This window comes from Phyllobacterium sp. CCNWLW109, from assembly GCF_037203905.1.
In the GTDB taxonomy this organism is placed as follows: domain Bacteria; phylum Pseudomonadota; class Alphaproteobacteria; order Rhizobiales; family Rhizobiaceae; genus Phyllobacterium; species Phyllobacterium ifriqiyense.
The window spans coordinates 408,683-422,660 of sequence record NZ_JBBCBK010000004.1 but is presented as its reverse complement, the minus strand read 5'-3'; the positions used below and the strand labels follow the sequence as shown (position 1 = coordinate 422,660).

At 51.2% G+C, this 13,978-nt stretch carries 13 protein-coding genes; 5 read left to right on the top strand and 8 right to left on the bottom strand.

The annotated features are described in order from the left end of the window. Positions 1 to 25: 25 nt before the first annotated feature. From V9K92_RS17500 to V9K92_RS17490, 3 genes are all read right to left on the bottom strand, one after another. Positions 26 to 649, bottom strand: coding sequence for an N-acetylmuramoyl-L-alanine amidase (locus V9K92_RS17500; RefSeq protein WP_337354525.1), 624 nt, complete (start codon positions 647 to 649; stop codon positions 26 to 28). 104 nt (positions 650 to 753) lie between these two features. Next, entirely contained in the window at positions 754 to 1,236 is a 483-nt protein-coding gene (locus V9K92_RS17495) for a CreA family protein (RefSeq protein WP_337354524.1), read from the bottom strand. An 86-nt stretch (positions 1,237 to 1,322) separates the two neighbouring features. After that, entirely contained in the window at positions 1,323 to 1,955 is a 633-nt protein-coding gene (locus V9K92_RS17490; RefSeq protein WP_337354523.1) for a DapH/DapD/GlmU-related protein, read from the bottom strand. Positions 1,956 to 2,069: 114 nt separating this feature from the next. On the opposite strand from V9K92_RS17490, the gene V9K92_RS17485 reads away from it, so the two are divergent. The 4 genes from V9K92_RS17485 (at position 2,070) to V9K92_RS17470 (ending at position 6,776) form a co-directional block, all read left to right on the top strand. Then, positions 2,070 to 2,945: a 50S ribosomal protein L11 methyltransferase gene (locus V9K92_RS17485; RefSeq protein ID WP_115053243.1), complete on the top strand. Its 876-nt coding sequence runs from the start codon at positions 2,070 to 2,072 to the stop codon at positions 2,943 to 2,945. Positions 2,946 to 3,027: 82 nt separating this feature from the next. Beyond that, a complete protein-coding gene (locus tag V9K92_RS17480) occupies positions 3,028 to 4,116 on the top strand; it encodes a hypothetical protein (protein WP_337354522.1) in 1,089 nt (362 codons plus the stop codon). Then, positions 4,113 to 4,838, top strand: coding sequence for a hypothetical protein (locus V9K92_RS17475; protein WP_336439789.1), 726 nt, complete (start codon positions 4,113 to 4,115; stop codon positions 4,836 to 4,838). The genes V9K92_RS17480 and V9K92_RS17475 overlap by 4 nt, the downstream gene beginning before the upstream one ends. Positions 4,839 to 4,937: 99 nt before the next feature. Continuing rightward, positions 4,938 to 6,776 (top strand): aminopeptidase P family protein, encoded by a 1,839-nt coding sequence (locus V9K92_RS17470; protein WP_337354784.1) that lies wholly within the window; start codon positions 4,938 to 4,940, stop codon positions 6,774 to 6,776. A gap of 1 nt (position 6,777) precedes the next feature. Here the strand turns inward: V9K92_RS17470 and V9K92_RS17465 are convergent, their stop codons facing one another. Then, entirely contained in the window at positions 6,778 to 7,071 is a 294-nt protein-coding gene (locus V9K92_RS17465; RefSeq protein WP_337354521.1) for an AzlD family protein, read from the bottom strand. Beyond that, entirely contained in the window at positions 7,071 to 7,817 is a 747-nt protein-coding gene (locus V9K92_RS17460) for an AzlC family ABC transporter permease (protein ID WP_337354520.1), read from the bottom strand. The genes V9K92_RS17465 and V9K92_RS17460 overlap by 1 nt, the downstream gene beginning before the upstream one ends. A 136-nt stretch (positions 7,818 to 7,953) precedes the next feature. Between V9K92_RS17460 and V9K92_RS17455 the strand changes: the two genes are divergently transcribed. Beyond that, positions 7,954 to 8,298: a cupin domain-containing protein gene (locus V9K92_RS17455; protein WP_115052565.1), complete on the top strand. Its 345-nt coding sequence runs from the start codon at positions 7,954 to 7,956 to the stop codon at positions 8,296 to 8,298. A 53-nt stretch (positions 8,299 to 8,351) separates the two neighbouring features. On the opposite strand, the gene V9K92_RS17450 is transcribed toward V9K92_RS17455, so the two are convergent. From V9K92_RS17450 to ligA, 3 genes are all read right to left on the bottom strand, one after another. After that, positions 8,352 to 10,616, bottom strand: a complete 2,265-nt coding sequence (locus V9K92_RS17450; RefSeq protein WP_337354519.1) for a TonB-dependent hemoglobin/transferrin/lactoferrin family receptor — start codon at positions 10,614 to 10,616, stop codon at positions 8,352 to 8,354. A gap of 225 nt (positions 10,617 to 10,841) precedes the next feature. Then, entirely contained in the window at positions 10,842 to 11,546 is a 705-nt protein-coding gene (locus V9K92_RS17445; protein WP_115052563.1) for a DUF2461 domain-containing protein, read from the bottom strand. Then, entirely contained in the window at positions 11,543 to 13,870 is a 2,328-nt protein-coding gene (gene ligA, locus V9K92_RS17440; RefSeq protein WP_337354518.1) for an NAD-dependent DNA ligase LigA, read from the bottom strand. Before ligA ends, V9K92_RS17445 begins: the two co-directional genes overlap by 4 nt. Positions 13,871 to 13,978 lie beyond the last annotated feature (108 nt).

Here is a 13,978-nt window from a genome sequence, read left to right as displayed (position 1 = left end):
ATATATAAAATTAATGCACCACTAATCACATAGTCTTAGACATTACCCTCTCCCTGAACGCTGCCATGTCCCAAGCGGGTCCGGGGTCTGATTTGCGCCCGGGGGCAATATCGTCATGGCCCATGATATCTTGGATCTTATAGGCCGCGCAGATTGCCCGCGCTGCCGCTTGCGCTGTTTCAATCTGCGCCTTGGTGAAAACCTCCCAGCCACAATCCGGCACACCGAATTTATGGAGCGCCTCGATAATATTGGAACGAACAACATCAACGCCCGTCCATGAAATCCAGCGGTCCTCAATTTTCTTGAGTGGCCCCCAATTTTCCATTTCCATGCCAATCGAGGCATTGTTCAAGCCGGAATAGAACACGCCATTTTTCCCCGTCCATTGGCTTTTGCCCGCGTGCCACGCCACCCTGTTGAATGGAACACATTGCTTTACAGTCCCGTCACGACGGATAACTAGATGGGCCGAAACATTAGCCGATTTTCTAGCGAAATAGCTGGCAATATCCGAGTCAGGACCGCTGGCCGTATAGTGAATGATCAGAAATTTCGGGGAAAGCTGCCCACCAATATTGGGCGATGGGATGAAGGGAATCGCACTGGATCCGACATGTAGTCTGTGGCTTTTAACCGCGAAATTCATGAAAAAATTCCTCAAAACAATATGAGTATCCATATAATAAGTTTTAATTCCTATTCGTCAATGAAAAAGATGCCGCTTGTAGCGGCACCTTTCAGGTTTTCTGATTATTCCGGCTTGCCCTTTGTCCAGGTAGCATTGCCTGCAAATAGCGGGATTGTGGATATGGATGTTTTGGCCGAACCATCCTGAACCTGACTGGCGTGAGCCAGATAAATCAGCGTGTTGTTCGCCTTGTCATAAATGCGGGTGATAATGAGCTTCTTCCAGATCAGGCTGGTGCGCTCGGAAAACACGCGTTCGCCGCCTTCATCCAGTTCAATATCACCGATCACGACCGGGCCTGTCTGCTGGCATGAAATGGAGGCATTGGATGGATCTTCGAACCAGTTACCCTTTTGCAGCCGATCAATGACGCCGCGTGAGAACGAGGCGAGATGGCAGGTGACGCCCTGAACTTTGGGGTCCGTCACAGCATCGATGACAATATCATTGCCCAGCCAATCAACCCCGACCTTCCCCACCTCTTCCGCATGGGCAGGCAAAATGGCAGCGCCCAAAAGGGCCAGTGCAGCAAGAGTACGCTTCATCGAAATCTCCAGAAAATTGTGGCAGAACTCATAAGCCTCAGTTGGGGACTGAGCAGGTGGAATGCAACCAGAACGAGGATGGACCGCTAACGTTCCCACTTGGCGAGAAAATCCTCGATGCTCAGTGACTGGATATCAGCAATTGCATCAAACAGAACCGTATGCGGCCAATCCCACCAGGCAAGCTTGATCAGGCGGATGGCTATCTCTTGGGAAAAGCGCGGTCGAATGGGCCTTGCAGGATTACCAGCTACGATCATATAGGGCGCGACATCTTTGGTAACGACGGCATTGGCACCAATGACCGCGCCATGACCAATAGTAATTGCTGGCATGATAACCGCGCCATGACCGATCCATACATCATGACCAATGCTGACGCGCTTGCCTTGTCTGCGCGCACGAAAATCAGCGTCAATGCCCTGAAATTTGAAAAACTCATTGGGACGATAGCTGATTTTATGGGTTGTCACCCGCTCCATAGGATGTTCGAGAGCGTTGATACGCACATTGGGAGCAATGGAGCAGAACCGGCCAATATCGGCATATATGCCCTCACTGTGACGCTCAATATAGGAAAAATCCCCCATGGTAACGTCGCGTAGGATGACGCGCTCGCCCACTTCCGCATATTTGCCAAGCTTGACGCCCTTCAGATGCGCGCTCGGATGGATGCGCGGCTGCGGGTTGAGAAAGCGAGGATCATCAGTTTCAGTCATTGCGGTTTCCCGGATCAGGTCAGTGCAATTCTTTTGCACAAATGATGCACCGTTGCCTATGGCGAAAATCCTGATAGGGGTAGCCGACACATGCCTTTCCGAAAGCAAACGCCCATGACGACCCAGACCCGCCTTTTCATTACTGCCGGCAAGGCCGAAGCCGAGCGGCTGTTTATCTTGCTGGAAAATGCTTTCGAAGATGATGGCCTGCCAATCTCCTCAGCGGAGATCGATGAGGATCGCGAGATATATGAAGTTTCGGTCTATACGTTTGAACCGGAAGAAATTGAAACTCGCATGATCGACACCGTTGGCAAGAATTGGCCCGTCGAGCGCGAACAGGTGCCCGATATTGATTGGGTTGCGCATTCACTGGAAGGCTTGAAGCCGGTGCGCGCCGGGCGATTCTTTGTGCATGGCTCTCATGATCGCCACAAGCGCCGTATCAATGATCTCGGCATTGAAATTGATGCTGGACAGGCCTTTGGCACCGGCCACCACGGCACGACATCCGGCTGTCTTGATATGATCGGCGAAGTGATCCGCCGCGAACACCCACGCAATGCGCTTGATCTGGGAACAGGAAGTGCGGTTCTGGCCATCGGCATTGCAAAGCTCGCGCCTATTCCCGTTCTGGCGACAGATATCGATCCTGTCGCTGTTGCTGTTGCACGGGAAAACGTGGTGAAGAACGGTGTTGCTTCGCGGGTTCGCACCGAAACAGCAACCGGCTTCCATCATCCGGCGATGCGCGGTTCGGCGCCCTTCGACCTGATTGTCGCCAATATTCTGGCACGGCCATTGATGATGCTCGCGCCCGAAATGCGCAAACATCTTGGCTGGGGCGGCTCGCTGATCCTTTCGGGTATTCTGGAAACCCAACGCGAAAAAGTACTCGCCGCCTATCGTGTGCAGGGGCTTTTCCACGTGAAGACCCTTCGCCGCGAAGGCTGGGTAACGCTGCATTTGAAAGCGCGCGCAACTTACTAACCCATGGGCTAAATGCTTCTTTGGTATAATTGACAGCTTTATCTCGTTATAGGAATATATACCTTTAACGAGGATTTATTTCATGAGCGCATTATTTCCCTATCTGACTGAAATCCACCACCTCAGAAACCAAGTCGCAGCAGATAGCGCCAATCTTAAACATATGCGGCTGGCTCCACTTAATACCTTTCCCCGCATGCAAATTCGCCAGCTTGAGTTGGGGCTCGATTCCCGCAAGTCACGGTTACGCTTTCTCGAAGCAGCTGAACGGAAATTCAATGCCAATCAGCCGCGCGTGCCTGCAGGCCATTCAGACGGAGGACAATGGACGGATGGGGTCGGCGGCGGCTCCCTTTCCCGAACAGAACAAAAGCCTCGTGTTATTCTTGTCGGCGCCACCACCGCAAATAATGCAACTGTGAATGGCACAGGTAGATCGACTGGAACCAACCCTTGGATCAACGGCACCACTGAAACCTTGCGATCATTGACCAGACGTATTCCGGGGGCTGCCACAATGAGTGAAGTCCTTGGCAGCATGCGATGGACCGACAGCATCGACAATCACCTACAGGAGTATAATAAACTTGTCGCAGATATTGGCAATGACACCAGTATCATACCGATCATTTCATCACGTGCTCGTTCCTATACCAAAGAAAAGGCTGGAGTTAAAACTGCAGTGGCTGCACTTTCCCGAGAAGAGGTCATAAAATACTGTCCAAATTTTTTGACTGTTCAACAATTGTTGGACAAGGCTGCCAGAACCGCAGGCCCCCTCTCCAATTTTGGCTCTTCGGCACTGCGTGGCACTGCGATCCACACGCTGTTGAAGAATGAAGTGGACAGTTTGAACAACCCAAACTTGCGAACCGAAGTATCTTTCTACAAATCCGCCTATGCTGCACTGATCGAGACTGATCAACAAGTACTTCCATGGCACTCAAATCGATCTGACAAACTTCCTGGTGAGACAGATTATGGTAAAAAATTTACTGTGCGGATAGACGTACATGACAAAGCATCTGAAAGTCTAATCTGTGTCTATGATGCAAAAACTGGAATATATGATTTCTCCGTACCGCGCATGGATGAAATTGCCGACGGGGTTGCTCGGAACTATGGTGAAGGCGTTCAGTTCTTTGTTATCGGGATGAAACCATTCGAATGACGACAGTTGCACAAGTACGTCAGGCCCTTAAACCGCTTCTCCAGCGCCATTCAGATCTGGCGTTGGCAGGGCGTCATCTCGTACTTACGCCGATCAATCACTTCACCCGTGGCGTATATCTGGCTCGCAGCGGAAATCCAAAAATCTTTGCGCCAACAATCGATGTTGGTATAATTTTTATGGGCATCGACCGATTTCACTATGGCTGGGGCAATACAAGACTTATTCACCCAATTTTTTCCAACCTTAAAGGTGATACCAACGAGCGGGCACAAGCTATTATCAAGATGGATATCAAGCCATTCTTTGGCGGCTGGCATTTTGACAACCCGGAAAATATGGAAATCATGCTGAGTGTTATTGAAGATGCCTTGGTGCCTTTGCGCAAAATAACAAAACTGGAGGAAGTGGTCGAATTCGCTTCTCGGAACGAGAATAATTTTACACCATTTGAATTTAAGTATTATGCCCGCTTGATGATGGCTACGGCTCTTGGTGACTTTGAAGAAGCTATACGCATTATGGATGGACCGGACTACCGACAGGGCGAGCTTCGCAAAGACATGATGTACTGGAACCCGACATTTTATCCCGCTTTGATTGCAGGCGACCGGCGTGAATTGGCAAAAATCTTACATGAATTAGAGGCTATAACTATTAAAAGTCTCAAATATCGAAAATACTGGGAGCCCACACCCTTTCCGCTTGAACTCAAAGACTAAAACACCTCGAGCGATTAAACCGGTTGCTAAATTCAATGCTCCATTGCGCAGAGCAAATGGGGAAGATAGGTTTCGACCCAAACAAAAGAGGTCGATATCATCATGTTCCAGTCGTTTGAGGTGTCCAGCAATCCAGCTACCGGCGCACCGCGTGTTGCAAAATTACGAGCTGAACTCGAAGGCTTGAAGCTCGATGGTTTTCTCGTGCCCCGTGCAGACGAGCATCAGGGTGAATATGTTCCTGCCCGCGCGCAACGTCTGGCTTGGCTGACGGGCTTTACCGGTTCTGCGGGCGTTGTTCTGGTGTTGAAGAACAGGGCGCATCTTTTCGTCGATGGGCGTTACACTTTACAGGCGGCAGATCAAACCGACCCTTCCGTCTTTACGATTGAAAGCCTTATCGATACGCCGCCTGCGGTCTGGCTGCGCAGTATTGAACGTCCGCTAACCATCGGCTTTGATCCATGGCTGCACACAATCAGCGAAACAAAAGCCTTGCGCGAAGCGCTGGAGAAAAATGGCGGCAGCCTCGTCGCCGTAAAGGATAATCTTGTCGATCTTATCTGGGACGATCAGCCTGCCCCGCCGCTTGAAGCAGTGACGATCCAGCCGGAAAAATATGCCGGCAAGCTTGCCAAAGTGAAACTGCATGAATTGGCGGATGCTGTCGGCAAAGCCAAAGCGGATGCAACCATTTTGACAGACCCATCCTCCATTGCGTGGGCGTTCAACATTCGCGGCAATGATGTGAGCAATACGCCTTTGCCCTTGGCCTTTGCACTCATCCCCGCGAATGGCGAGCCCTTGCTTTTCATCGACAAGCGCAAGCTGCCAATGGAAACAGAAGCCTATTTGACCCAGCTCGCCACATTGCGCGCGCCGTCGACGCTCGATAATGACGTTGCCGATTTTGCTGCACAGGGTCACACTGTCATGCTCGATCCGGCGCTGGCAGCGGAAAAGCTTCGGCTGATCATCGAAAAAGCTGGCGGCAAAATCGTCGAAGGTCTCGACCCCGCGCGCCTGCCGCGTGCCATTAAAAACAAAACCGAGCTGGAAGGCGCACGCAAATCGCATGAGCGTGACGGCGTGGCCATGGTGTCCTTCCTGTCATGGATTGACCATCAAGCACCGGGCACGATTGACGAAATCGACGCTGCGACCAAACTCGAAGAAACGCGCCACGAGATTGCTCAAGGCTTCCAGATGCCGCTCGAGAATCTGTCATTCGACAGCATTTCCGGTGCCGGTCCAAATGGCGCATTTGCGCATTATCGCGTCAACACGGAGTCAAACCGCAAGCTGCAGGATGGCGAGCTCTATTTGATTGATAGTGGCGGCCAGTATCGCGATGGTACAACCGACATTACCCGGACATTGCCGGTTGGCACGCCAACAGCGGATATGAAAAAGAAGTTCACACTGGTTTTGAAGGGCATGATTGCCATTTCAACCGCACGTTTTCCGAAAGGAACGCGCGGCATGGACATTGACGTTCTTGCCCGCATTGCTTTGTGGAAACAGGGCTATGATTACGGCCACGGCACAGGGCACGGTGTCGGCTCTTTCCTCTCCGTGCATGAAGGCCCGCAAAATATTTCGAAGCGGGGCACACAGGAACTCTTGCCGGGCATGATTCTTTCCAATGAACCTGGATATTACAAGCCGGGTGGCTATGGCATACGCACAGAAAATCTGCTGATTGTTACGGAGCCACAAGTGCCTGAAGGTGGCGATTTGCCGATGATGGGGTTTGAGACAATTACCCTGTGCCCCATCGACAAGCGGCTCATCGATACAAGCCTGCTTGTTCGCGAAGAACTGGTATGGCTTGATGCCTACCATGCCACGGTCCGGGAAAAATTACTGCCTCACACCAGCGGTGAAGCGCGCGAATGGCTCGTCAATGCGACAGAACCATTCGGCCACGAAGGATAATTCAGGTAAACTGGCGCAGCAGGATGATGACTGCTGCGCCAATCAAAAACATGGTCAGCGCATTGAAGCGCAGTGACACAAGCCCGGCAATGGCAAGTGCCACAAGGCCTCGCCAATCGGCATTGGCCGCGGCGGGCGCAACAAGCGTCGTCAAGACCGCTGCCGGCACTGCATTCAACGCGACTTCAACGCGTGGATGCACCCGCTCAAAGCGCGAAAGCACGAGATGGCCGCCTATGCGGGTGAGAAAAGTGGCAATCGCGCCCGCAATAATGATCCAGAAAATCGACGACATCAGCGTTTTTCCTTTGCCGGCTCAGGCTTGGCAAGAATGACCGCCATGAGGATACCCGCGACGGCACCTATGCTGACATGCCAGGGCGATCCAATGGTCTTTGCGGCAATGATTGATGCAATGGCACTGGTAATGACAATCGGTCCCCAATTGGTCCGTTTGCGGAACCCCATCACCAATCCAAGGAAGTAAATGGGAAGCAGCATATCGATACCCAGCGCATGCGTATCCGCAATGAGATTACCAAAAAGCCCGCCAATAAAAGCCTCAACGACCCACATTACATAGATCGGTGTAGCAACGCCGAGATACCAGATGAAGGTTACCGGCTTTCCGGACTCTGCACGCTTTTCGGTTTCAGCATATTGCGGATCAGTCAGCAAAAAATAGCTGAGCATTGCTTCTAATGGCTTGAAATGTCCGATACGACGGCCAACCGCTGCCGAATAAAGAACATGTCGGAAATTAACCGCGAAGATGGAAAAGACGATGAGCCAAGCAGGGATATGCTGTCCAAACAGCTCAATTCCGACCATTTGGCTGGCACCGCCAAATATGGCAGCACTCATGAGTACAGTTTCGAACAGGGAAAAGCCCTGATCAATCGCAAGTGCACCAAACAATACCCCGAATGGCGCGGCCGCAATCATGATCGGCAGCCCTTTGGCAAACCCTTCCCAAAATTGCGTGCTTTTGCTCACTGGAACAGCCTGCGATGGCTTCTGCTGATATATATGTTCATCCATGTCCCCCATCTAGGCCACCGAGCTTATTCTGTCACGTTAGTTTTGTTGATGGCTATCATCAATCTCAGACACGGTCGCATCTTGTCGGTGATGTCTCGGCTCTCTAGATTTCCAGTTGAAGAGCGGAGGAGAAATCATGGCGCATATTATTAATAGGGAAGTTTGGGAAGATCTCCCGCTAAGCTGGCATGGGGAAATTACCGGCAAGCCCTATGGCACCAATGTGTCGATTATATTCAACAATCAGGAACGCGTCGGCGCCGGACCGCGATTGCATAAACACCCCTATACTGAAACCTTCATCATACGCAGAGGGCGGGCGCGCTTCACGGTGGGGGAGGAAATAATCGATGCCGAGGAAGGGCAAATCGTGGTGTGTCCGGCGAACACGCCGCACAATTTCAAAAATCTGGGACCAGGCGCGCTGGAAACGATCGATATTCACGCCAATGAAGTGTTCGTCACTGAATGGCTGGAGTAGCTTAATTATGCGGTACGGCTCCCCGCCTAGGCAGGGAGCCATGCCAATTTTAATCAGAATTTCTGTGTCAGCGACACACGGAAGCTACGGCCAACTTCGGAATAGCGGTCTGCTATAGCAAGGTTGATGCTGTCTGGTACGTCGGTTGCGGACCAATATTTCTTGTCGAATACGTTGAATACACCAACTTGCAGCTTCATGCCTTTGGCAAATTTCGGCTCCCAATAGGCAGTTGTATCGACAATGCCATAACCTGGGGCAACAAAACCACCCTGGCTTACCTTGTCGCGTCTGGCAGCCATGGTCAGGGACACGTCGGCGCCCCAGCTATCAGCCGCATAGCCAAGACCAACAATGGCGCGGATTGGTGGAATAGAGTTCAGATACTCATCTGTCTTGGTGTCCTTGCCTTCAACAAACGCAATGGATGTCCATGTCGTCCAATTATTAGCGAAGTTCACGCGCCCACTCAGTTCCGCACCATAAATCTGTACGCGGCTAAGGTTCTCATAGCCCGTAATACCACCAACCGGATACTCGCCACCGGGAGGTGCGATAGTCACGTCATGGATGAAGTTGCGGTAGTAATTGTTGAATATGCTGGCTGACAGCGCATAGGTGCCATCATCATATTTGGTACCAATTTCGAAACCATTGCTGGTCTCTGCCTTCAGGTCCGGATTACCGATTCTCGCATAGGAACCGGGAGCGCCATAATTCTGGTAAAGCTCCATCGCCGAGGGCATGCGGAAGCCCTGCGCCCATTGAGCATAGAAATCGAGATTATTATTTGCGTGCCATGTCGCACGAAGCTTGGGCGTGAAGCGGGAATCGCTGTTTGACGCAGGCAAGCCGCCATCATAATTCGGCCCCCTCTCGTAAGCTGCTGTCGACTGCGGGCTGTGCTCATACCAGTCAAAACGACCACCCGGCGTCAGCGTCAGCTTGCCGTTGAGAAGCTCGATATCGTCCTCGACATAGAGGCCAAATCCAGTTGTTTCCACATCAGGCATATCGGACGCATTCGAGTGCAGCATTTTGCACGATTGCGGGCCGAATGGTGAGGGAATTCTTGTCCAATCAACATCCGGACAATTGTCCACACCCGCTGAATATTGATGGAGATCCTGGCGGTAAATTTCCGCTCCAATACGGAACTTGTGCTCAATGCTGCCAATCTCGACAGTCTTGCTCGCATTGCCGGTAAAGCCGTAAGCGTCAAGCTCCAACTCATTGTCGCGCTTATAGATGCCGAAAGGATAGCCATAGCGGAAAGGATCACGCGGTATGATGGACGCTCTGCTGTCCCGCAGGCGAATTGCATCAGTGGTATTATTCAGAGTCTGCCGGGTCCAGTAAGCGATGGCGTGCGCCTCATCGAGCCAGCCGGTTTTATCCGGCGCGACATAATCATAGCTGCCCGAAATGCGGATACGCTCTGACTCTTCGCCCGACTGGAATTTCCCACGCTCATAGGAAGACGTTGTGCCAATGAAGTTCTCGCCGTCCTGTTCGCGATTGGAGATTTCTCCAGTCAAACCAAAACGATGGCCACCCTCGACGTTCTGATAGAGCTTTACCAGCAAATTGCGTTGGTCGACGTCGAGAGGATTCGGCTCTGTGCGTCCGGCACCGTAACCGCCAATATCACCCATGCGGTCCTTTTCATGACCTGTCGTGTAGCCGCCCTGAACAAGCAACTCAGTGTCATTGATACGCGTTGCAGCCGCAATATTTGTCCGCCAGCTGCGGCTTGAGTCATCATAGGTGCCCTTGGTCCAGACACCCCAATTCTTCCCCTCACCAATAATATCAACAGGGTCCAGCGTGTGTATCTGGATAACCCCACCAAGTGCGCCAGAGCCATAACGGCTGGAATCGGTACCCTTGGTGATGTTGATCTTGGAAAGGCCGTCAAAGCCGAACGTATCCAGCCCGCCTTGCGTGCTGCGTGGATCGGAAATCCATGGCACACGAATTCCATCAAGGGTGGTCAATACGCGATTCTGATCCAGCCCGCGGAGGTTGATACTCTTGGAGGTGGAATTGTAATTAACGCCTGCATCAACCCGTCGGCCGAGGTCTTCAAAGTCTTGGACCATACGGTTTTGGATAACTTCGCGGTCAACAGTATTTGTCAGGACAGTCGCTTCGTCGCCGCCCGGTTTGTTTTTAAGAACGATGGGTGCAAGCGTGATATTCTCGCCATCAGCAGGAGCGGTCTGCGCCGCCGCAATCCCCGAGCCCAATCCAAGCGCCAAAATCGTACCGGCGCTACCACACATAAGGCGTGCAAATAGAATCTTACCCAAAACCATAACAAGTCCCCGCGAGAGAATGCTTGGCTGGCTGGACCTGCGATAGGCGATCGCGAGATGTCGGTGGCTTGCTGAGCGAATAATGCACGCAATTACGTGCAACTGGCGCTAGCTACTTAAACTTTACCATTTAAGTCAAGATTAATTGCACAGAATATTTCCATATGTTTCAGCGAGGAGACATATGTGACAAGAAGGACACAATTGCTAACTGCAACAAGCTTTTTAAGCAGGGAGCGTGCCTTGAATTGCCCTGCCCCAATCAATAAGCGGCTTGGCGCGCAATGCAAAATCAAACAGATCATCCGCCAGCTCCGGAGATGTAATTCTCGCAGGTTCAATCGTATGGCGCACCATGAAATGCCGGTTGCGCAATGCTTCAATAAGATCGGCATCCGTCACCTCCTCAAACCCACGGGGGGTGCGCTTCAGACGGTCAATATCCCGAAGCTCCAAACCATTACTGGCAAGGGCTTTGACCATTGCTCGATATTTTTCCGGTTTGGCGACGATTGCCTTGCGCATCGCGAGTAAAAGCTCGGGCTTTCCCTGCCAGAACGCAACGGCGGCGTAGCACCCCCTGTATTCTTCGAGACCGACACACACGTAGAAACAACCGCTCTCGCTCCATTTGCTTCCATCAGGAGAAAGCAGTGCTGAAAGATGCCGGTTATAGGGGCTTTTATCCTTGGCAAAGCGCGTATCGCGCTTGATGCGGAACTGCGATTTTTTGCGATCTCCTTTAAATGGCAATCCGGCTTTTTCAAACCGCACAATCAGATCATCGACGAGATCTCCCAAAGGCTCGTAAAGATGTGCCTCAAACAGATCCTTGTTTTCCAGAAACCATTCGCGATTCTGATGAAAATCCAACGCCTTGAGAAAAGGCAGTGCTTTGTCGCCAAATCCCTTGAAAACAGTCTCGCTCATGCGCCCACCAGTTCAAACCATGCGTCTTCATCAATGACTTCGATGCCCAATGCCTGTGCCTGTGTCAGTTTCGAACCCGCGCCCGGACCGGCAACAACAAGATCGGTTTTCTTTGAAACGGAGCCTGCGGTCTTGGCGCCATAACGCTCTGCCATAGCTTTGGCTTCATCACGGGACATGCGCTCCAATGAGCCGGTAAACACAATAGTTTTTCCCTCCACGGGCGAGTCGCTGACGATACGCACTTCCTCATCAAGAGGCGTGACTTCATTGAGGAGCGCTGCAAGCGCATCGCGATTGTGCTGCTCCGCATAAAAATCGACCAGCGCCTCCGCGACAATACTGCCAATGCCTTCAACATCGTTTAATTCCCGCCAGGCATCATTACCCTTGTCCCCTTTGTCCTTCGGGGGAACGGCTGCGATTGCGGCATTGGCAAGCGCCTCATAGGAGCGATAAGCCTTTGCCAGCCGCTTGGCATTCACTTCGCCCACATGACGAATACCAAGACCGAAGATAAAGCGGCTGAGCGAAACCTCACGACGCTCGTCGATGGCATCGTAGAGTTTCTTGACTGAAGTTGCGCCAAAACCATCAATATTTTCAAGCTTGGCCAACGAGCCTGCCTGGCGTTTCTTTAGAGTGAAAATGTCGGCGGGCGTGCCGATATGCAGCGCCGGATCATCCGACTTGAAGAAAAATTCGACCTGTTTTTCACCAAGACCTTCAATGTCGAATGCATTGCGCTGAACGAAATGACGGAGGCGTTCGACGGCCTGTGCAGGGCAGATCAATCCGCCGGTGCAGCGGCGCACGGCCTCCCCCTCTTCGCGCACTGCATGGGAATCGCACGCCGGGCATGTGTGAGGGAATATATAGGGCGTGCTTCCGCGGGGCTTATCCGCCACGATGTCAACGATCTGCGGGATGACATCGCCTGCGCGCTGCACCACCACCGTATCGCCGACGCGCAGATCGCGACCTTCACGGATCGGTTGGCCGTTCTGGCCGATGCCTTTGATGTAGTCTTCATTATGCAGTGTGACATTCGTCACCACAACGCCGCCAACAGTAACAGGCTCAAGCCTTGCAACGGGCGTGAGTGCGCCTGTGCGACCCACTTGAATATCTATACCGCGCAGGATGGTCATGGCGCGCTCTGCCGGAAACTTATGCGCAATCGCCCAGCGCGGACTGCGCGAGCGAAACCCCAACCTATGCTGAAAGTCGAGCCTATTTACTTTATAGACAACACCGTCAATATCATACGGCAAATTTGGTCGTTCTTTCTCAATCCAGCGGTAATGGGAAATAAGATCGTCTGCAGAGACGCAGATTTTCATAAGCTTATTTACAGTGAAGCCCCAATCCTCAAACCTGCTTACGACGTCATATTGGGTTTGTCCGAGTTGTTCGCTGGTGTCACCCCAAGCATAGGCGAAAAACCGTAATTTCCTAGACTTCGTAACCTTCGGATCAAGCTGCCTAAGACTGCCGGCCGCAGCGTTGCGTGGATTGGCAAACCGTCTACCAGTATCTTTCATCCGGTTATTTAAATCTATAAAGTCATCTCGCCTCATATAGACTTCGCCCCTAACCTCTACACGGTCGGGAGCGTGAGGTGGAAGAGACTTAGGAATTTCATCAATTTCAAGAATGTTTGCCGTTACATTTTCGCCTTGTTCACCATCACCGCGAGTGGCCGCAACTTTCAAACGCCGTCCTTCGTATTTCAAGGACATTGAAAGGCCATCGATCTTTGGTTCTGCGATAAACTCTATGCGATCATCGGCCTCCTTTTCTAAAAACCTATAAATCCCGTTCACAAATGAACGAACTTCTCGTTCTGAAAAAGCGTTGTCCAGCGACAACATTGATTTAATGTGCCGTACATTCTTGAATGTTACTGATGGCCTACTACCAACTTTATAAACCTCAGAAACTAGTTTTTTTAGCTTAGCCTTTTTCTCCGACATTAAGACAATGATGCGGCGAAAATCATCGTACATAGCATCATTTATAACAGGTCTGCCTACTGTATACGCATGGTTCGCAAAGCGCATATAGCTGTTAATCTGCCTGAAGAAATTATCCGTCTCATCCTTTAAAAGCTTGTCCACGTTGAGAAGTTTTTCGCGCTTCTCAGCATTATCTAAACCAGATAAACCTTCATGTATCCTGTAGTACATTGTATTAATTGTTTCTTCATCGGCCCTTTTAAGTAAGTCGACCAAAGTTGCTTTATGAGAAAACGGATCTAAAACTACAAGATCATCAGCTATATCATTTATCTTACTGCTTTCAGTTTTCTCATCGTAGTTCATATCAAGAATCTCTCATTCTAGACTGCGCGTCTCATCTCAAAAACTACCGACGCAGTTTTAATCGGACACCCGAACCTCACTATATATCGCACAGAAGAAATTTCCGGA

What these genes read in the sequence shown, in the direction of transcription:
- V9K92_RS17455 (WP_115052565.1), top strand. Translation starts at nt 7,954, where the DNA reads ATGGCGCATATTATTAATAGGGAAGTTTGGGAAGATCTCCCGCTAAGC.
- V9K92_RS17495 (WP_337354524.1), bottom strand. Translation starts at nt 1,236, where the DNA reads ATGAAGCGTACTCTTGCTGCACTGGCCCTTTTGGGCGCTGCCATTTTG.
- V9K92_RS17485 (WP_115053243.1), top strand. Translation starts at nt 2,070, where the DNA reads ATGACGACCCAGACCCGCCTTTTCATTACTGCCGGCAAGGCCGAAGCC.
- V9K92_RS17480 (WP_337354522.1), top strand. Translation starts at nt 3,028, where the DNA reads ATGAGCGCATTATTTCCCTATCTGACTGAAATCCACCACCTCAGAAAC.
- ligA (WP_337354518.1), bottom strand. Translation starts at nt 13,870, where the DNA reads ATGAACTACGATGAGAAAACTGAAAGCAGTAAGATAAATGATATAGCT.
- V9K92_RS17445 (WP_115052563.1), bottom strand. Translation starts at nt 11,546, where the DNA reads ATGAGCGAGACTGTTTTCAAGGGATTTGGCGACAAAGCACTGCCTTTT.
- V9K92_RS17490 (WP_337354523.1), bottom strand. Translation starts at nt 1,955, where the DNA reads ATGACTGAAACTGATGATCCTCGCTTTCTCAACCCGCAGCCGCGCATC.
- V9K92_RS17500 (WP_337354525.1), bottom strand. Translation starts at nt 649, where the DNA reads ATGAATTTCGCGGTTAAAAGCCACAGACTACATGTCGGATCCAGTGCG.
- V9K92_RS17475 (WP_336439789.1), top strand. Translation starts at nt 4,113, where the DNA reads ATGACGACAGTTGCACAAGTACGTCAGGCCCTTAAACCGCTTCTCCAG.
- V9K92_RS17465 (WP_337354521.1), bottom strand. Translation starts at nt 7,071, where the DNA reads ATGTCGTCGATTTTCTGGATCATTATTGCGGGCGCGATTGCCACTTTT.
- V9K92_RS17450 (WP_337354519.1), bottom strand. Translation starts at nt 10,616, where the DNA reads ATGGTTTTGGGTAAGATTCTATTTGCACGCCTTATGTGTGGTAGCGCC.
- V9K92_RS17460 (WP_337354520.1), bottom strand. Translation starts at nt 7,817, where the DNA reads ATGGATGAACATATATATCAGCAGAAGCCATCGCAGGCTGTTCCAGTG.